The 17,917-nt window shown below is 69.4% G+C and carries 15 protein-coding genes; 5 read left to right on the plus strand and 10 right to left on the minus strand.

Features of this window, described 5'->3' with window-relative positions; genetic code table 11:
- Positions 1 to 114: 114 nt before the first annotated feature.
- Positions 115 to 597 carry a hypothetical protein gene (locus tag KBY32_RS12895; protein ID WP_210980077.1) on the minus strand — a complete coding sequence of 161 codons (483 nt, stop codon included), beginning with the start codon at positions 595 to 597 and terminating at the stop codon, positions 115 to 117.
- Positions 598 to 772: 175 nt separating this feature from the next.
- Between KBY32_RS12895 and KBY32_RS12900 the strand changes: the two genes are divergently transcribed.
- On the plus strand, positions 773 to 1,561 hold the full coding sequence (locus KBY32_RS12900) for a hypothetical protein (RefSeq protein WP_308293709.1): 789 nt from the start codon (positions 773 to 775) through the stop codon (positions 1,559 to 1,561).
- Positions 1,562 to 1,632: 71 nt separating this feature from the next.
- Here KBY32_RS12900 and KBY32_RS12905 read toward each other — a convergent pair whose 3' ends face one another.
- The 3 genes from KBY32_RS12905 to KBY32_RS35830 are packed head-to-tail and all read right to left on the minus strand — an operon-like array spanning position 1,633 to position 6,534.
- A complete protein-coding gene (locus KBY32_RS12905; protein WP_210980079.1) occupies positions 1,633 to 2,463 on the minus strand; it encodes a hypothetical protein in 831 nt (276 codons plus the stop codon).
- The gene (locus KBY32_RS35825) at positions 2,460 to 4,982 is read right to left on the minus strand and encodes an AAA domain-containing protein (protein ID WP_210980080.1); all 2,523 of its coding nucleotides are present in this window, start codon (positions 4,980 to 4,982) and stop codon (positions 2,460 to 2,462) included. The genes KBY32_RS12905 and KBY32_RS35825 overlap by 4 nt, the downstream gene beginning before the upstream one ends.
- Positions 4,945 to 6,534 carry an AAA domain-containing protein gene (locus KBY32_RS35830; protein WP_210980081.1) on the minus strand — a complete coding sequence of 530 codons (1,590 nt, stop codon included), beginning with the start codon at positions 6,532 to 6,534 and terminating at the stop codon, positions 4,945 to 4,947. Before KBY32_RS35830 ends, KBY32_RS35825 begins: the two co-directional genes overlap by 38 nt.
- A 1,579-nt stretch (positions 6,535 to 8,113) precedes the next feature.
- Between KBY32_RS35830 and KBY32_RS12920 the strand changes: the two genes are divergently transcribed.
- From KBY32_RS12920 to KBY32_RS12935, 4 genes are all read left to right on the plus strand, one after another.
- Entirely contained in the window at positions 8,114 to 8,377 is a 264-nt protein-coding gene (locus KBY32_RS12920; protein ID WP_189292873.1) for a helix-turn-helix transcriptional regulator, read from the plus strand.
- 159 nt (positions 8,378 to 8,536) lie between these two features.
- On the plus strand, positions 8,537 to 9,418 hold the full coding sequence (locus KBY32_RS12925; RefSeq protein ID WP_210980082.1) for a DUF6083 domain-containing protein: 882 nt from the start codon (positions 8,537 to 8,539) through the stop codon (positions 9,416 to 9,418).
- 502 nt (positions 9,419 to 9,920) lie between these two features.
- Positions 9,921 to 11,483 (plus strand): UvrD-helicase domain-containing protein, encoded by a 1,563-nt coding sequence (locus KBY32_RS12930; RefSeq protein ID WP_210980083.1) that lies wholly within the window; start codon positions 9,921 to 9,923, stop codon positions 11,481 to 11,483.
- Between the two features lie 4 nt (positions 11,484 to 11,487).
- A complete protein-coding gene (locus KBY32_RS12935; RefSeq protein WP_308293710.1) occupies positions 11,488 to 11,964 on the plus strand; it encodes a hypothetical protein in 477 nt (158 codons plus the stop codon).
- Between the two features lie 52 nt (positions 11,965 to 12,016).
- On the opposite strand, the gene KBY32_RS12940 is transcribed toward KBY32_RS12935, so the two are convergent.
- The 6 genes from KBY32_RS12940 to KBY32_RS12965 form a co-directional block, all read right to left on the minus strand.
- The gene (locus KBY32_RS12940) at positions 12,017 to 12,886 is read right to left on the minus strand and encodes an ATP-binding protein (protein ID WP_210980085.1); all 870 of its coding nucleotides are present in this window, start codon (positions 12,884 to 12,886) and stop codon (positions 12,017 to 12,019) included.
- A complete protein-coding gene (locus KBY32_RS12945; RefSeq protein ID WP_308293711.1) occupies positions 12,883 to 14,358 on the minus strand; it encodes a Mu transposase C-terminal domain-containing protein in 1,476 nt (491 codons plus the stop codon). Before KBY32_RS12945 ends, KBY32_RS12940 begins: the two co-directional genes overlap by 4 nt.
- 158 nt (positions 14,359 to 14,516) lie before the next feature.
- Positions 14,517 to 15,227, minus strand: coding sequence for a type I-E CRISPR-associated protein Cas6/Cse3/CasE (gene cas6e, locus KBY32_RS12950; protein ID WP_210980087.1), 711 nt, complete (start codon positions 15,225 to 15,227; stop codon positions 14,517 to 14,519).
- On the minus strand, positions 15,224 to 16,015 hold the full coding sequence (cas5e, locus tag KBY32_RS12955; protein ID WP_210980088.1) for a type I-E CRISPR-associated protein Cas5/CasD: 792 nt from the start codon (positions 16,013 to 16,015) through the stop codon (positions 15,224 to 15,226). The genes cas6e and cas5e overlap by 4 nt, the downstream gene beginning before the upstream one ends.
- Complete coding sequence (gene cas7e / locus KBY32_RS12960) at positions 16,012 to 17,202, minus strand: type I-E CRISPR-associated protein Cas7/Cse4/CasC (RefSeq protein ID WP_210980089.1); 1,191 nt, start codon at positions 17,200 to 17,202, stop codon at positions 16,012 to 16,014. Before cas7e ends, cas5e begins: the two co-directional genes overlap by 4 nt.
- 1 nt (position 17,203) lies before the next feature.
- Positions 17,204 to 17,866, minus strand: a complete 663-nt coding sequence (locus tag KBY32_RS12965; RefSeq protein ID WP_210980090.1) for a type I-E CRISPR-associated protein Cse2/CasB — start codon at positions 17,864 to 17,866, stop codon at positions 17,204 to 17,206.
- Between the last annotated feature and the right edge of the window lie 51 nt (positions 17,867 to 17,917).

The following is a 17,917-nucleotide window of genomic DNA, read 5'->3' on the forward strand; positions in this document are numbered from 1 at the left end:
GAAGAAGAGCCAAGTCGAACGGTGTTGTCGCCCGTTGGCCAAGGGTCTCTGATACCGACGCGGACTTTCGGGATGCTCGATTCCAGGAAGGGCGCTCTGTGGGGCCTGTCGGGGTCAGGCAGCGCGCTCGTAGGTGGTGCCGGTCCCGAAGACGTCGTCGAAGGGTAAGGCCCGCTGGCTACTGACCAGATGGTAGGCGCCGTTGGTGGGGTGGAGGGTGTGGAAGCTGTTGTAGAGGACCTCTGCGGGTGTCAGGACATGGAGGTCGCCCAGGACGTAGTACAGCGGCACGGGCGCGTGGACGCCCATGAATTGCAGGCCTGCCAAGGCGCACTTGTGGGAGATGGCGTAGTTGCGGGAGGTGGTGCTGGGCATGCGCGATTTGGCGTCTATGGTGACGAGTTCGCTGCCGCGGGCTGCGATGAGGTCGGGGAAGTAGCGCAGTGCCGAAGGTGTGTGGCGCAGGGCTTGCTGGATGGGTGCCGGGTAGGTGCCCTGTCCGCAGGGGTGGACGGTCCAGCCGCATGCTTCGAGTGCGTTTTTGACGGTGTGTTCGTGCTGGTCTCCGATGGTCTTTCGTGCCAGCCAGTCGGTCACTGCTGTGCCTCCTCGTCCGCGGCCTCTTCGCGTAGTACGAAGTGCCACTCTTTTGTATTACCACCGTAGCGGCTATGATGCCGCCATGACGGAGTACGTTGACCCACGTTTTCGTCCCACGCTGTGGCCCGGATCCACTATTCCGGCCCCGCCCCTGACGCGGCGCATCAAGAACGTGCGTGTCAAGGGCGACTGGATCCTGTGGACCCCGGTCCCCTTCGAGGACCGCCCGGCCGTGGAGCTGCCCGAGGACTTCTACCTGCGCGAGCTGATGGAGCTGCGGGACGACGACCTCGAGGGGGCAGCCCGGATGATGGCGGTCTACGGACCCCTCTTCGGCGCCGACCGGGACGATCTGTCCTTCGATAACGAGGAGGTCTACTACAAGGTGCAGGACATCCCCGAAGCCGACAGCGAGCAGCAGCCCTACCCATTCGGTGTGCACCGCGATCTTGTGGCCATCTACGTGCGGACCGCGCAGGACGCGATCACGACATGGCTGGCCTGCCAGCGCGAGGGTGGCCTCGAAGAACTCGTCCGACCGCACGTCACCGAGGAGACGCTGACGGACCTGCGATCACAGACCCGGCACCGCGAACAGCCCTGGCCGCAGTCGCTCGAGGAGCTGCAGGAGATCCTCATCGACGCCAAACTCACCTCGCTGGAGGAGGTGTTGAACCGGGCTCTGGGGCGTTTCAGCATCGGCATCGGTGATCTCTCCGACCGTTACCCCACTGTCTACTCGGTGGCGTTCCTGCAGCTGTACAACCACCTCGTCGAAGGCGCCACCGTCCACCACTGCGCCAACGAAAGATGTGGCCGCGCCTTCGTCCGTCAGCGCGGCCGCGCCGCATACCGCCAGCACCGCACCACCGGAGTGAAGTACTGCTCCCGCGAATGCGCCCGCGCCCAGGCCCAGCGCGAACTGCGCCGGCGCCGCAAGCAGGAGGCCAGCAATCCCTGAGCGGGCTCGCCAGGCCGCCGCATTCGCCTGATCGCTCGACGCATAGCGGTGCACACGACGCAGCCGAAGCGCTAGCGACTGGTCTCGAGGTCGTTGAGGACGGCGAGGACCGGGCCCCAGCACATGCCGACGGTGTCGCGGTCGGGTGTGACGCCTCGTTCTTGTTGTTGGCGCAGGTGGACGAAGTTTCGGTAGTCGCGGACGATCTTCATGAAGTCGTGGGCGTCCATCTGGATCCAGCCGCGGGAGCGAGCGGTGTCGAGCAACAGGGAGAAGCTGGTCCGTTCGGGAGGCACGAGCTTGCCGTTGGGCAGGACGAAGCCCTGCAGCAGGGTGGGGTCGCGGTGGGTGAGGACGTCCAGGAGCAGCGCTTCGGCGAAGCTGCCGATGCCGATGAGGGTGAGGCCGTAGGCGCCGTGCTGTTCGCAGATCTGGGTTTCGGTGACGCGTTCCATGAGCTGCTGGAGGAAGGCTTCGCTGCTGACGAGGGGCCGTATGCGGGCTTCGAGGTCGTCGGGGACGGTGAAGACGGTGGTGTGGCCGTCGGTTCCGGGCTGGCCCAGGACGGGGCGTCCGGAGACGTAGGTGACGGTGAGCTGTTCGGCGGCGAGGTGAGTGTTGAGTGTCTGGCGGACGAGGTCGGCCGAGGCGAGGCCGTCGTCGTATTCGAGCGGGTCACAGATGCGGCACAGCAGCCGGCTGACGGCGGCCACATCGTCGGTGCTGGTGAGGATGTCGGTGAGCCAGGGGATGCGGGGTGAGCCGTCGTACTCGGCGGGCTGGGGCCATCCGGCGCGTTGGAGGAGCTGGGTGAGCTGATAGCCCCGGCGTTCGAAGGGGCCGTCGATGTCGACGATGAGGCGGGCGACGCGTTCGAGGGTGAGGGGGTCGAGGGGTTTCACTGTGGGGTCTCCCTGTCTGCCGTGTGCTGGGCCTGTTCGAAGGCGCGGGTGAGGCGTTCGACGATGACGCGGCCGCGTTTTTTGAAGCCCAGTTCGGTGATGGCCTGGTTGATGCGGGTGTCGCGGTCGAGTTGGAATCCGTCGCTCAGCAGCCAGGACGCCAGGGCCAGCAGGTCGGCGTCGGAGTAGTCGCCGATGCGGTCCGCGGCGGGTAGGGCGGGGCGGGGGCGGCGTGTGGCCGCTGCTGGAGGCGGGAGTGCTGCCGGGGCGGGCGTGGGGGCGGGATCGGCGGGCGTTTCGTCGGCCTGTCGTACGGCGTCACGCCAGACAGCAAGGAGGCGGTCGATTTCGGTGTTCGGGTTGGTGAACCAGTCGGCGGCCCAGATGCGGTGGAAGCGCCAGCCGAGTCGTTCCAGGTGTGCCTGGCGCAGGCGGTCGCGGTCGCGGGCGCTGGGAGCGCTGTGGTAGCGCTCGCCGTCGGTTTCGACGGCGAGGAGCATCTGGCCGGGGCGTTCGGGGTGGCCGAGGGCGAAGTCGATGCGGTAGCCGGACACGCCCCACTGCGGTGTGACCGGGACGTTGGCGGCTTCGAGGGTGGCGAGGACTTGCTGTTCGAAGCCGTTGAGGTTCCAGTCGGTGCGTGCGGTTCCTGTGCGCTGGAGGTCTCCTCCGTGGGAGCAGTACTCGAGGAAGGCGCGCAGCAGTTCGGGGCCGCGGTTGCGGGTGTTCTTGAGTTTGCCGGGGTCGAAGTCGTGGTGGGTGAAGGAGCTGACGACCGTCATCGACTGGCGGGCGCGGGTGATGGCGACGTTCAGGCGGCGCTCTCCGCCGTCGTTGTTGAGCGGGCCGAAGGACATGGAGAGCCGGCCGCTTGCCGCTTTGCCGTAGCCGATGCTGAGGATGATGGCGTCGCGTTCGTCGCCCTGGACCTGTTCGAGGTTCTTGGTGAAGAAGCGGCGCCGGGCTCCGGCCTCGGGGCTGAAGAACTCCTGGAGTTCGGGGTGGTCTTGGAGGGCGTGGCGCAGCGCGAGGGTGATGCGGTCGGCGTGGCGCTGGCCCATGGTGATGACGCCGAGGCTGAGATGGGGGGTGTGGGTGGCGTGGTCGAGGGCGAGTTCGACGACGCGTTCGACTTCCTCGGGCACGGAGCCGCTCTGGCCAGGCTGGGCGTGGCCGTCGACGGTCTCGAGGCAGATGGGGCTGGTGAGGGTGGTGCCGGGGAAGGTGACGAGCCGGTCGTCGTAGATGGTGTGGTTGGAGAAGGCGATCAGGCGTTCGTCGCGGCTGCGGTAGTGCCATTTCAGGGTGTGGACGTGGGGCAGGCGGCTGCAGAGCAGGTCCAGCAGTGACTCGTAGGCGGCCGGGGGCGCAGCGTCGTCGAGGTCGTCGTCGGTGTCCTCTTGCGTGCCGCTGAGGACGCGCTGGAAGAAGGTGGTGGGCGGGAGTTGGTGGGGGTCTCCGGCGACGATGACCTGCCGGGCGCGCATGATGGAGGTCATCGCGTCGTGCGGCAGGACCTGGCTGGCCTCGTCGAGGATGACGACGTCGAACAGGCGTGTGGCCGGCAGGACACGGCTCACGACGAGGGGCGACATGGCCCAGCACGGCGTGGCGGCCATCAGCACGTCAGGGGCCTTCTCGACGAGCCTGCGCAGCGGGAGGTGCCGGGACTTGCGGCGAGCTTGGGTGCGCACCAGGGTGTTCTGGTCGGGGTGGGCGTCGCGGACCTTGCGGAGCCGGACGGCGACCTCGTAGCGGACCCGGGCGGGGTTGCTGTCGCGGTGGATGAGGTCGTTGCGGCGGAACTGCTCGACGACGTGGTCGTGTTCGAGGCGGGTGAAGGAGCGCAGGTAGGCGGAGCGCATGTGCGCCTCCTCCAGCACCGATGACCACCACAGGTAATCGAAGGTGGCCACCGCCGTGTCGGGGTCGGCGTCCGTGTGTGCCAGCTCGTCGAGGAGGCCACCAAGCCCGGCCGCTTCGAGGCGGTCGGTGAGCTGGTTGAGTTCGGGCATGCGCAGCAGGGTGTCGCGGTCGCCGTCGAGGCGCTGAATGGTTTTGTCTACGTCGTCGGCGGGAGCGGTCTGCCAGCCGTCCCAGCGCACGCACAGGGCTATCGCGGCCAGACGGCTCTGCAGATCCGTGAACGCGGCCAGGGCGCCGTTGAGGCCGGGGACGGTCCAGGGGGTCGCATTGCCGCTCACGGACAGCGCCTGCCAGCGGGCGTGCTGCTCGGCCGCCCGAAGGAGGGCGCCGTGCAGCGCGGGGCGTTCGCGCAGACCGTCCTTGGTCAGGCCACGTGCCTTTTTGATCAGTTTCCGGCGGCTGAACCAGCTGATGTTCCGGTCGTGCTCCTTGCGCCATGCGCGGCTCGCGGTGGCAGCGATGAGATCGTCCAGGCCGGGGGCGAAGACGGCTGCTTCGAAGCGGGCCAATGTCGCGGTGACATCCTGCAGCAGGGTGAGCAGAGTCTGCCATCCCTCAAGGTCGTCTGCCGGGCGCAGACCTGCGGTGCCCACCAGGTGGGCAAGGGTGCGGCGGGTGTCGCTCAGGGCTGTGCCGGTGAGCTGGTCGAGGCCGGCGGCCGGCCACCACGGCGCGCAGTTCGTCCTCGGTGCGGGCCTGGGTGTGGGACCAGGGGGATTCGCCGCGGCGGACGGTCAGTCCTTTCTTGGCGACGAAGGTCCGCAGATCCTGCTCTATCTGGCGATGGTGCTCGCCGTGGAGGTGGCGCAGTGCGGAGCCACGCAGCCGCAGGCGGGTGTGGTGGGATGACGGGCAGCCCATCAGGTGGGTGATCGCCTGGTGCGGGCTCACCTGCCAGGGATCGAGCGGCTGGTGGAACTCCTTTATGTGCCGGAGGGTTTCGTCGCGGTAGTGGGCCAGGCCGGTGTGCAGGTCGGCCGGGCGGGGCGGAGCCTGCTGGCCTGCCCGCTCGAGGGCATCGTGGAGTTGCTGGGCGATCTGGCGGCGGCTGAGTTTGTTGCCGTGCAGGTCGAAGACCAGTCCGTCCAGGTCCACGGTGGCGAGGCTGTCGGTGACGGCTTCGATCGCGGCGCGTTTCTCGGCGACGAACAGGACGCGTTTGCCCTGGGCCGCGAAGGTGGCGATCAGGTTGGCGATGGTCTGGCTCTTGCCCGTGCCCGGCGGTCCCTCGATCACCAGGTGGGAGCCGGCCAGCGCGGCGCTGATGGCTTTTTGCTGGGAGGCGTCCGCGTCGAGAACGAGGTACTCCGAGCGGGGCGGGATGTCGTCGGCGCCGGCTGGAGCGCGCGGGCCGGTGTCCTCGGCCAGGGCACGGTTTGCCTCCCGGTCGCCGGCCAGGGCGGCGATGACCGGGTGGTCGGCCAGCAGGTCGGTGGCACCACGCAGGTCCTGGACCATGGGCAGCCGGTCGAAGCTGAAGACGCCCGCCACGATGCGTTCTTCCAGCTCGGCCGTCAGGTTGCTGCGGACGAGAACGGCCTCGAGGATCTCGTAGGCGAGAGGGATGCGGTCGGCCGGGTCCGCGCACTCCTCCAGTGCAGTGGACACCTTGTCGGCGAGGACTTCCGTGTCGCCATCCATGCCGTACTGGCGGCTGAGCGCGTACAGCAGCACCGGGTTGATCTCCGCCTCGCCGGCCGTCTCGAGGACGAAATCGTTCTCGGACGCGGTGCGCGGCTGGATGGTCAGAGGCTGCAGGAGCAGCGGGGCGCGCAGTGCCGGCACAGGGGTGCTGCCGCGTGTGGGCGGCGGGTCGACGCGCAGCAGCCCAAGAGCCAGGCGCCCGGCCTCGATGCCCTGCTCCTCGTCCAGTTCGACCATCCTGCGGCGCAGGCTCCGTGCCCGGGTGCAGGCAGGACCGTGGGCGGCGGCAGCGGGGAACAAGGCGGCCAGGCGGGTTTTGCGTCCGGCCAGGAGCGAGGTCAGGGCCTGCCCGTTCGCGTCGGTCACATCCAGCGACGCGGTTTTGGTGTCCTTGAAGTGCAACAACGTGTTGTAGGGGCCGAAGTCGACCAGAGCATCGGCCCACTGCTGTGCTTCAGCGGCCACTTTCTCCCGACGGGCCTGCCGCGCGATGGCTTCCACGTGTCATCCCTTACCAACCGGCTGCCGATCCCGGCCCGTCTCGCGCCGGAGCCGCCCCGTGTGAGGCGAACAGGTCAACGTACGAAGCGCAAGGCACCTTCAGGCAGGGTGAGTTGGAGCACACGAAGGGCGTGAAAGAAGCACACACGGCGCGCTGGGAGCGCCCGGAAGACGAGGCTCCGCGTCTCTGCCTCCCGTCACCGATCAGTCCGGGACAGGCAAGTGGCTAGGAGCCGCGGGTCCAGAAGCCGGCGCCCCCATCCACACCCCGGCGTGGTACGCGGCGCAGTCGCGCTTCACAGGGCCTGGCCCACCGCGCCGGCCGTGGCACATTCACAGCCACCCGGCCCACGCGAGTCTTCTCCGGCCGCTTCTCGTCCGCGGTCGCCAACACGGACTCCCGCGTTGCTTGTGACAGTCCACTGCAAGTCTCCAGAGTCCGGACAGACCCGCCACGCCTTCAGCAGCCCTGTTGCCATCAGTTGATCAAGCACGCTGGGCAGTTGCGGAGGCTGGAGACCGCAGGCACGACCCATCTGCTCGAACTCACCCAAGCCAGTACCGGAACCCGGATCCGTGTGCGCCGCGAGGTACACGCTCGCCAGCCGTGGCAGCGGCCCGCTAACCCGTGCTGCAGGGGAGGAGCCGGCACGCAGGGCCCAGTCCGCGGCCTGACGTCGGTCGGGGCGGGCTGGAGCTTGGCCGAGCAGCGTGGCGTCAAGCAGTTCGGCAGAGATCTCGTTGGCTGCATTCTGGGGGGCCGTGCGCAGCCATCGCGCGTGCTCCAACTCGGCCCACGGCCCCTTGGTGGTACTGAGGCGGAGGCTGCGCATCACTCCCTTGGGCAGCCGGACTTGCATTTGGGTGTTCATCCGCAGTGCGCACTGCAGTGCTAGCAGGCGCGCGGCGGCCGAGGTGTCGGCTGGGAGCGCGGCGGCGAGGTAGCTGAGCATTTCGCGGACCCGGATCCGCTCACCCGGTCCCTTGGGGTGCCTGTGCCGCCGAGTGGTCGACGGCTGCAGCGGCGCGGGAGCGAGGAGGGTGTCCGGTACGACGGCGGCCTGTGCTGTCGCTGCGGCGCAGGCACTGCAGGCGTCGGCGAGGCGCCATAGCCGTCCGCCGCGTTCGCAGGCGAGGAGGAGGTGGATAGGGCCGGCGCAACCGCGGTGGCGGGGGTGCCAGCGGCAGCCGCGTTCGTGGCACTGGCAGATCCGCAGGTGCGAGGGGCGCAGGTCACCGCGCACGTGGCGTGCGAGGTGGGCCAGGGCAGCCGATCGAGCGGAGACCGCGGTAGTCGGTGTGATGCCGCCGTGTGGGCAGTGCCGGCAGACGAGAGCGAGCCCGTCGGCGTGTGAGCGCAGCTCCACGGTCCAGGCGCGTGGCGTCGCCGGACATGCTGTGCGCATCCTCACGGACGCGTGTTCCTCCAGTTGCTTGCGCGCTGGTCCCGCCCCCGGGGGGTGCGGGGGCAGCCGCCCACCGTAGTGCAGACCTCTGCCCTACTTAGCCGCTACCACCTGGAAAAATAGGGCAGAGGTCTGCACTGACAGGGCAGGGGTCTGCACCGTCGGATGGACGGGTGACGATCTTGCCGCCCGATCCGGACCTTGACGCGCTGCGGTTGGAGCTCGCGCGTCTGCGGGCCGCGCATGGGTGGAGCTACGACGAGCTCGCTGCCCGTAGCGGCCTGGCCAGACGCACCGTCATCGAGATCGAGCAGGGCCGCACCATCGGCACCTTGAAGACCTGGCACGCTCTCGCCCACGCTCTGGGCACCCCGTTCGACGAGCTCTTCGCGACGTTGTGCCGCGGGCATGACCTGCCGGGGCCGAGCGGGGGCTGACAGCCGCCCGGGCGGCTGCCGCAGATCACTCAAACCGGCGAGACCACCCCGAACAAGCGGTCACCTACTCGCACTTTTGATCCATTATGTGAGGCCGAGTGGGCGATCCGGCGGCAGCGCTGCCACAGGTTCGGCGTGTCGGCTGGCAGGTTCGCGCGCATGCACTCGACATCTCCCGCCCCTCGTCACCGGGATGGCACCCCGACCCCCGCTCGGCGCACGCGCCGCTCTTTGCAGGTCACTCCCGGCAGCGTCAGCCGGTTGCTGCGCTGCGGCCAAAGCGGCCGGTGCCGCGACTGCGGCAACCCGATCGAGTGGTACCACCGCAGCGACCAGCGGCTAGTCCGTCTGCACCCGCACGAACTGCCAGCCGTCCAGGTACCCGATGCCTGCCGCTGGCACGTCAGCTCGGGTGTGGCCCACCCAGCCGGGGACGGCAGTAGCTGGTGCCGTCTGGCGCACGCCGTCCTCTGCCCCGCCCGCGACACACCCCCACCCTCCCAGCTGGCTGGCCTGCGACGGTCGCTGGGCGTGCACTCCCGCCGCCTGATCGACGCCGGCGTCTTCACCCCTCCCCCGGCCTCACCGCCCAGGCGAGCGCCTGAACCGGTGGTCTGCCGCCCGGCCCGGCCCATCGTGCAGATGCTGTACGTCCGCTACCTCTCTGCTCGGCCGGTGGACGAGATCCAGTGCGTCGCCCAGACCCGGCACCGCCACCGCTGCACCAGCCCGCTGCTCACCTCCGGTATCCCGGGCGGCACCTGGATGCTCATGCCCACCGCGGAAAGCGGTCAACTGGCCCTGCCGACTGACGTCATGGCGGTTTACAACCTCAGCCGACTCCCCTACGCCGAGCAGCTGCGCTGGCGCGCCCAGCGATGCCGACAGCATGCCGCCTCGTCCACGGCTGCCGACCTGGCGGTGGCCGAGTGGGAGCCCTTCGACCCACTGCGCCACCACCAACACATTCACACCCGCCTGCCGGGCGCGGGCCGCCGCCCCGGCGCGGCAGGCCGCGCCCGGCAGGGGGCCCAGCCGTGACGTCACACCGCCGTCAAGATCCCCCTCCTCAGGGCCGCCGCTCCGGTGAGGTCCGGCATGCACGCTGCGGTATACCCCTGCCGCGAACGCGGACCACGCCCGGCTGATGACGCTCCCCGAGCGCTGCCACCTCGCTACCCCGTCCGGCATGATCAGGTCCTGTTCAACGGGCGCCCTCAGCCACGCTCCGTCGACAGGGCCCTGGCGCCGCGTCTCGGTTGCCGAGGGACAGCGGCCCCAGGACGTACTGGAGCCGATGCGTGACCGCGGTCCTCGCCCGTAACCACCAGGACCACAGTCAGCGCGTGGAGACCGGCTCGAGAGTCTGCTCGCCCACCACACTCTCGATTGAATTACTGACCCGCGTTGATGAGCTTCCTGGACAGCCGTCAGCACCACTCCCCCGCACAGGTCGTAACTCCTCCTCCCAACACCCCTGGCACGGCAGTGACAGGCCCCTCCTCCCTGACCTCGATTCCTTTTCATCTTCGCGGAGCCCTTGTTGCACACGCCCACCGACGAACAGGCACACACTGTCGACGCCTTCCGAGCCGGCCACCATCTCGTCCTGCAGGCCGGCGCCGGAACGGGGAAGACCAGCACGCTCGGTCTGCTTGCTGCCAGCACCCGCCGCCGCGGCCGCTACCTCGCCTTCAACAAGGACATCGCCCGGGATGCCGCCACCCGCTTCTCGCACACGGTGCTGTGCAAGACCGCCCATGCCACGGCCTACGCCGCCCTCGGCCACCGCTACGCCAATCGACTCAACAGCCCCCGCCAGCCGGCCTGGAAGACTGGCCAGGCCCTCGGCATCACCCGCCCGGTCCGCATCGGTGATCACGAGATCAGCCCCCGAACGCTCTCTCACGCTGTCCTGCGCACCGTGACCCGCTACTGCCACTCCGCCGACCGCACCCTGGCCCGCCACCACGTGCCGCGCTTGCGTGGCCTGGACACACCCGTCGGGCACGCCCAACTCGCCCACGAAGTCCTGCCGTTCGCCCTCAAAGCCTGGGCTGACCTGCACAACCCCGAGCAGGGCGTGGCCCGCTTCGAACACGACCACTACCTCAAAATGTGGGCCCTCACCGAGCCCATCATCGAGGCCGACTTCCTCTTCCTCGACGAGGCCCAAGACACCAACCCAGTCCTCGAGAAGGTCTTCGCAGCCCAGCGCGACCATGCCCAACTCGTCATGGTCGGCGACTCCGCCCAGGCCATCTACGGCTGGCGCGGTGCCCGGGACGTGATGACCGGCTTCCAAGCCACTCCCCTCACTCTGACCCGTTCGTTCCGCTTCGGCCCTCTGATCGCCGAAGAAGCCAACCGGTGGCTCGCACTCGCCGACGCCCCCATCCGCCTGACCGGCACCGATACGATCGCGGCCGAGGTCGGCAGCCTTGACCGGCCGGACGCGGTGTTGTGCCGCACCAACATCGGCGCGATGGCCGAAGTCCTGCGCCTGCTCGCCGCCGGCCACCGTGTTGCTCTCGCCCGTGGCGGCCAGCAGTTGGCCGCCCTGGCCCTCGCGGCCCGGGACCTCAAGGACGGCCGCCGCACCTCCCATCCCGAGCTCGTACTCTTCAGCTCTTGGGGCGAACTGCAGGACTACGCCGCCTACGACCCTGCCGGACGTGATCTGCAACCCTTCGTCGACCTCATCGACACTCATGGACCCGACGCCATCCTCGCTGCTGTCGGCGAACTCACCGACGAAGACCATGCCTGCGTCGTCGTCTCGACCGCCCACTCCGCGAAAGGCCGCGAATGGCCCACCGTCCAGATCGGCGACGACTTCCCACCTCCCAAGGACACCGACCAGCACGACGAGCAAGGACGTCCCATCCCGGAACCTGTCAGCGATACCGACGCCCGCCTCGCCTACGTCGCTGTCACCCGCGCCCGTCACCACCTCGACCTCGGTGGGCTTTCCTGGATCACCGCCCACCCCGCCGCTGGAGAAGGGGTGACCCCCTGGTCAAAGGCGGTGGGCGATGTTGGAGTTGACCGACCTGCGGGTGTTGATATGCGGCAGTCGGCGCTGGCCGTGGCCAGCGACGGTTGAGGGCGTGCTGGATCGTCTGGCAGCACGGCATAACGACCGGCTGGTAGTGATCGAGGGCGCCGCCGCGGGTGCGGACTGGGCTGCACACCTCTGGTGCGGCGCACACGGCCTGGGGGCTGATCGTCACCGGTGCTATCCGGTGGACTGGGAGGCGGAGCGGCGTACCAGACCCCATCAGTGGCGCCAGGCCGGGCCGGAGCGCAACACGCGCATGCTGGTCAAAGAGCGCCCGCAGCTGATCATCGCGTTTCACGAGCGGCTCGACCCGGCAGCGGGCGGGACATCCGACATGTGTGTGCGGGGCCTGCTGAGCGCAGTGCCGGTCTGGCTGATGCCGGGCCAGGATCCGCAGGCGGGCCGGTGGCTGCGGCTTGCCGAGTTTCCACAGCCCCGCGTGGCACGTATCCGCCGGGAGCTTGACGCCGCCATCCTGTCCAGGCAGCCGGGGCTGTTCGGCGACGGCAGCGATGAGCTGCCGTAGTCGTCCCGGCCTGGTGCAGCTAAATTTCCGGCGCCGCCAGTCTTGGACCCGTTCAGTCGGTGTGGCGTTGGGTGGGGTCGAGGCGGCTGAGAACGGCACGCACCAAGTCCCGGCTGTAGGCAGGGAGCGATGCGGTCGCGCCGTGTGGCGTGGGCTGGTGTGGTGGACCTGCGGCACCGGGCCCCATCATGTCGGGGCCGCCGCGCTCTACCCAGAGCAGGTAGGTGATTTTGGCCCACTGGCGGAAGTTGCCGTGGCAGGCGACGTCGTCGATCCACAGCAGTTCGTCGGTGGGTACGTCCGTCCAGAGCGGGTGGTACTGGGGAATGACGGTGAGGACTTCTGCGGGGGTGAGGGGCGTGTAGCGCTGCCAGATGAGGATGCGGGAGTCGAGGGCCGGCCGGTTCTTGATTTTCTGGTAGCAGGTTTCGGCTCCGACCAGGACGACGGCGAGGCGAGTGTCCTCGTCGTCCCAGAGTTCGCGGATGAACTCGAAGGCCCGGGTGTCAAGCCACTGCGCTTCGTCGACGACCAGGACACGCGGCGTCTGGGACAGTGCTTCTTTGAGCATGGCTTCGCAGCGGGTGCTGTTGAGGGGGGCGTCGCCGGGCAGGTCGAGTTTTTTGTATAGCGCGGCGCGCAGGGCCTGGATTTTGGCGGAGCCTACTTTGATGCGCAGGGCGGTGCGGGGGGCGAGGTCGTCGAGGTGGCTGTTGACGGCGAAGGTCTTGCCCAGGCCGACGCCGCCGTGAACGCACATGATGGCGCCCTTGCCGGCGTCGGCGTTGAGGGTGGTGTGGAGATTGGCGTAGGTCTCTGCGCTGGCGTTGGTCAGCATGGCGTGGGCGCCGGGCAAGCCCATGTAGTGGTAGTTGGGGCCGGCGGTCGGCTGATTATCGGAGGTGGTGGTCGGGTGAGTCATGCGGTGTCCTGGGATGTGGGGTCGGTCAGGGGTTTGGTCCAGCGGGTGGAGTCGGGTTTGGGCCGGTTGAGGAGGTCGGGTCGGGCCTCGGCGTGCAGGTGACCTTCCGGTGTCTGCAGTTCGCGTAGCTGGGCGGCCGCTTGGCTGGCGGTGAGCCGGTTGAGGGGCTCGGGGGCGGCTGCGACGCTGGTGGCGGCGTAGCGGGGGTTGGCGTTCTTGCGTGCGCGTCGGGCTTTGGCGGCGTAGCGGTCGGCCTCGCGTCGGCGGGCGTTGTGCAGTTCGCGGGATTGTCGGGGGCTCATTTCATCGCTGCGGAAGGCGGGTCCGCGGTAGGTGAGGGTGTCGGCGTCGTAGAGCTCGACACGGTGGTAGTGGTGGGGTTCGTGGCGCAGGCGGACCATCTCGCCTGCGCTGCCGTGACCGTGCATCCAGTCACCGACGTAGTAGGCGCTCTTCCAGCGGACGCCTTTGCTGGTGATTTTCCGGGGTGGGCCGCTGTCGGTGAGGGTGTAGGTGTGCAGATCTACGGGATCGAGGGTGTCGATGGGGGTGAGGTCGGCGTGCCAGGCCTGGGCTGGGGTGCGCCGGTGGAGGCGGGCGATGGTGTGGTCTTTGTTCCACCAGTCCACCCAGTCAAGGACGACGGTAATGAAGGTTTCGTAGTCGAGGAGTTCGTTAAGGGCCCACAGGGGCTGGCCGCGGCGGTCGCGTCGGCTTCGTGGGGTGTGGGCGTAGCCGGGCAGACCTTTGAAGAGCATGTGCTTGGCGGCGCCGTTGACGGCTTCGACGGTGCCTTTGAGGTGGGGGCTGTAGGGGGGCAAGGCGATGAGTTCGGTGCCGAACTTTTTGAACGCCTCGTCCACGCACTTGCCCAGGAAATCACGGCCGCGGTCGGTGCGGATCTTGCTGGGGATGCCGCCGAAGGGCCGGTGGTGATCCGTGCAGAGGATGGCGTCGCGAGCGGCGGCCAGGATGGCGTCCTGGCTGGGCTGGTGGGGGGTGATGGCCAGCCCGCAGATGACGGCGGTGGCGTGGTCGATGAACCAGGTGATCCAGGGTTTGCAGCGGCGTCCGTCGACGTTGACGAAGACGCTGGCTTCGACGTGGTCGGTCTCCCAGACGTCGTTGCGGTTGCCGTGTGGGCGCAGGGCGTGGACGTCGTGTCGGCGGCGGGCGGCTTCGCCCCCTTTGAGGGCGGCGCGCTGGCCGGGGGTGAGTTCTCGGTCTACGGCGCGGTAGAAGGTTGCCTGCGATACGCGGGGTGGGCTGCCGAAGATGTTGTCGTCGACGAGTTCGCGGTAGGTGGCTGCCGCGTTGCCGTTCCATCGGGCCAGGGTTTCGTGCATGGCCGGGGTGAGGGTGAAGTGGCGGCGGCCTTGGGGTGTGTAGGTGCCGTGATGGGCGTCGGCGTTGTCCATCCAGCGGCGCACGGTGCGCCAGTGGACGTCGAACCCGGCGGCGACGGTACGCACGTCGTGGTGGGTGAGGCGGTCCGCGGCGCGCAGGCGCAGTAGTCGGCGTACGGCGGCGGCGCGCAGGGAGGTGAGGTCGTAGGGGCTGTTGGGTGGTGGTGTGGCGGGCACGGGTGTTCGGGCGGCTTCCTTGGAGGTGTGGACGTAGGGGCAGTGGGTCAGGCGGGGGCGAGGGTGAGCAGGCCGGCGCCGTAGGGCTTTCCGCGGCCGATGCCGGTGAGCAGGGCGTGGCGGAGTTGGTGGGGGTCGGTGATGGTGGCCAGGCCGTCGAAGCGGGTCAGTGCGTGCATGGGGCCGGGAGAGTGGGCTTGTTCGCCCGGCTCGTCGGCGCGGCGGCGTCGGCGGGGGAAGCGGGCGGGGGTGATGTCGGTGGTGGCAAGGGTGAGGCCGGCTTGGTGGGCGCGGCGCTGCCACCAGGCGAGGGCGTCGTCGCCGTAGAGCGCGACGATTTTCCGGCCGTGCTTGTTGTCGACGGGGTGGTGGTCGTCCAGGACGCGGCGGGCGGCGCTGGCGTTGGCGGTGATGCGGTAGCGCACCGCTCGGCCGGGGATCAGGGCCTGGAACATGGGGTGTAGGGGGCGGGTTTCGGCGGTGCCGTAGCGGTGGGGCAGGCGGGTGAGGTCGGGCGGCTGGTGGGACTGGACGAGCAGGGTGGGTGGGGTGTCGTCGGTGGCGTCTTCCAGGCGGAAGAGCAGGCCGGCCTGCTGCCGGGGGTTGTCGCCGAGGTCGTCGGGGGCCAGGAGCATCACGCTCTTGTGCAGGCTGACGGCGTCGGCCAGGTCACGGCGGGCGGCTGGGCTGCGGCGGTTGAGGCGGATGCGGGTCAGGGTCGCTGTGGTGGCGAGGGCGGCGGTTGGGGCGGTGGTCACGGGGTGGCGTCCTGGTGGATGTAGGCGGTCAGTTCGGTGAGTGCGGGCGGTGGGGCGTACAGGGCGGCGGGCAGGTTTTCGGTGGTGTGCCAGGTACGGCGGATCTTGTGGGAGCGGCGTGTGGGGGTGAAGTCGTGGGGGTCGTCGGCGACTTCGCGTTCGCTGTGCGCGGCGGGCACGTGGGAGGGCGGGTGTTCCCAGACGAAGGCGACGGGCACGGTGGCCTGGCCGGTGCGCGGTGGTGTGGTGAGGCTGAGGGGGACGTGGTGGAGGAGTTCACCGATGGGGTCGGGGTGTAGGGCGCCGAGGACGAGGGGTTCGTTGGGCAGGCAGGCGCGGCGGCCGAGGTAGGGGCCGAAGGCGGGTTGTTCGAGCCGCTTCAGGAGGTGTTCCAGGAATGGGTCGGGTCCTTGGACGGCGAGGGTGAAGACGGCGTCGGCGAGGTAGACCCGTTCGGTGATGAGGGTGGACTTCTCGCGGGGGCGGTAGGCGCCTCTGCTGGTGCGCAGGCCTTGACGGTGCGGGCGGCCGCCGCCCACGGTGTGGTAGTCGGTGTGCCGGGTGCCGGGCCGGTCTATGCGGACGGTGAACGTCAGGTCCGTGTAGGGGTTATGGCCGGTGGCCGGGTCGGGGGCGAGGGCTTCGCTGCGGGGGCGTGCGTCGGCGGCGGCGAACAGGCCGATGAGGGCCGAGCGGGAGGGGAAGGGGAGGGTGTCGCGGTAGTGGAAGGCGGCGTGTTCCCCGAACGACATCAGCGGTGCGGCCAGGCGCAGCAGGATGCCGTTCATACGAGGGCCCCGGTGGGCGCGGCCGCGGTTTCGGTGAGGGCGTCGATGAGATCGTCGAGGCCGGCGTGGGCGGTGCCGAGGTGGTCGACGGGGTCGGGGTGCAGGGTGGCGTAGCCGCAGCCGAGGAGGCGGCGGGTGCCCAGCAGCCGGTTCAGCCCGGCGGCATGCTGGGACAGGGCTGCGATGGCGGGAGTGGTGTAGCCGCCTCCGGGGGCGTGCTTGACGGGCTGTTCGAAAGCGCCGGCGTAGGAGACGGGGCGGCGGTCACGGATCGCGTAGTGGACCAGGTGGGGGTAGGTGTGCGGGGCGGTGGAGGTCTTCTTCGCGCCCGGCATGACGTCGATGAAGGCGTCGGCGAACAGCCGCAGCAGGTGCAGGGCCTGGTCGTGGTCGCCGTTCAGGTTGCGGGTCAGTTCGGTGAGGTTGACCGTGGCGTAGCGGTAGAGCAGGCCGGTGGTGAAGAACGCGGTCTGCAGATGGGCACTGCCGCTCTCGTTCGGGGCGGCCCAGTCCTCGACGGCGGTGAAATAGTCGGGCTGGGGTGAACTGGCATGGACGGTGAAGGCGGGTGCCATCTGCACGGCGCCGTCGACGTGGGCGTCGGGGACCTCGGCGAGCATGCGTCCGAAGAGATTGATGGTCGCGGTGCGCCGGCGGATCACGGAAGCCACCCTGGGCGTGGGCAGAACGGCCTCCGCCTTGGGCTTCTTGCGGGCGCCCTTGGCCGGGGTGGCGTGTGCGGCGGTTTCCTTGGCGAGGGCTTCCTCGAGGTGCGGGCGGTGCTCGCTGCACAGGTCGGTGAGGTCGTCGAGGACGTCGCGCGGCAGGTAGAGGGTCGCCGAGGTGATGCCACGCTGGTTTTCCTCGGTCTTGAGGCCCTCCGTGGTGGCCGAGCGCACGATCTGGGTTCCGGCGAAGGCGGCCAGGTCGGTGGGCCAGCCGGCCCCGCACAGGGCGTCGGCTACCCGCAGGGGCAGCATGCGGGTGCGGGCGGCATGCTCGTCCAGGACGTCCTCCAGGCGCAGGCGCACGGCCCGCTTCCAGGACTGGGAGGACACCAGGGCGCGGACCATGCCGCCCAGCAGCAATGTCTTGGGCAGGTCGTCCTCTCCCCGGTTGAGGAGGGATGCGGGCAGCGGGTGCAGGATGTGGAAGTCGGCGTAGCGGGCGGGGGCGTAGGCGGCCATGTCACTGCTCCTTGGAGGTCGCGGTGTTCAGGGTGAGGAAGTAGTTCTCGCGCCAGCGGGCCGCGATCTCGGGCTGGTCGTCGTCCCACCAGGCCAGGTCCTCCAGCAGGACGGCGAAGTCGAGGCGGGCGGCGCCGCGGCTGTTGAGGTGACCGGTCAGGGTCCACAGCCTGGGGTGCAGCAGCGAGGTGTCGAGTCGGGTGAGAGTTTTGACGCGGCTGGTCATGGTGGCTTCCTTGAAGCCGTAGCGGGCCACGGCGATGGCGAGGTGGGTGCCGAGATCGGGGCGGCGGCGCCAGGGCCGCTCAGCCGTGCTCGCCACCGTCGGCGAACCCGGCGGGCCGGATTGCGGGGCTGTGTTCGCAGTCGGTGCGGTGGCGTCCTGGTCCCTTCCGGCGGCGGGCTGCTCCGGCGTGTAGGGGCCTTGCTGGTGGGGCAGGTCGCGGTGCAGGGCGATGAGTGAGGCCACGGTGTAGTGGGCGCGGCGTGCTCCGAAACCGGCGATGTGCCGGGTGAGGTGCTCTGGCATCCGGGGGCACTCTGCGACGGGCCGTCCGAAGCCCGACTTGAGGTCGGCTCGGATGCCGTTGACCGCGCACAGGGTGATGACCTGGTGGACGAAGTCGTCGTAGTGGGCGCGGCGTTGCACGGTGGTGACGGGCATAGGGCGGCAGCCTCCGACAGGGCGGCGAGAACGAGTGGGCAGAGAGGGATG

It is taken from the genome of Streptomyces sp. RK62, from assembly GCF_018070255.1.
Taxonomy (GTDB): Bacteria; Actinomycetota; Actinomycetes; order Streptomycetales; family Streptomycetaceae; genus Streptomyces; species Streptomyces nigra.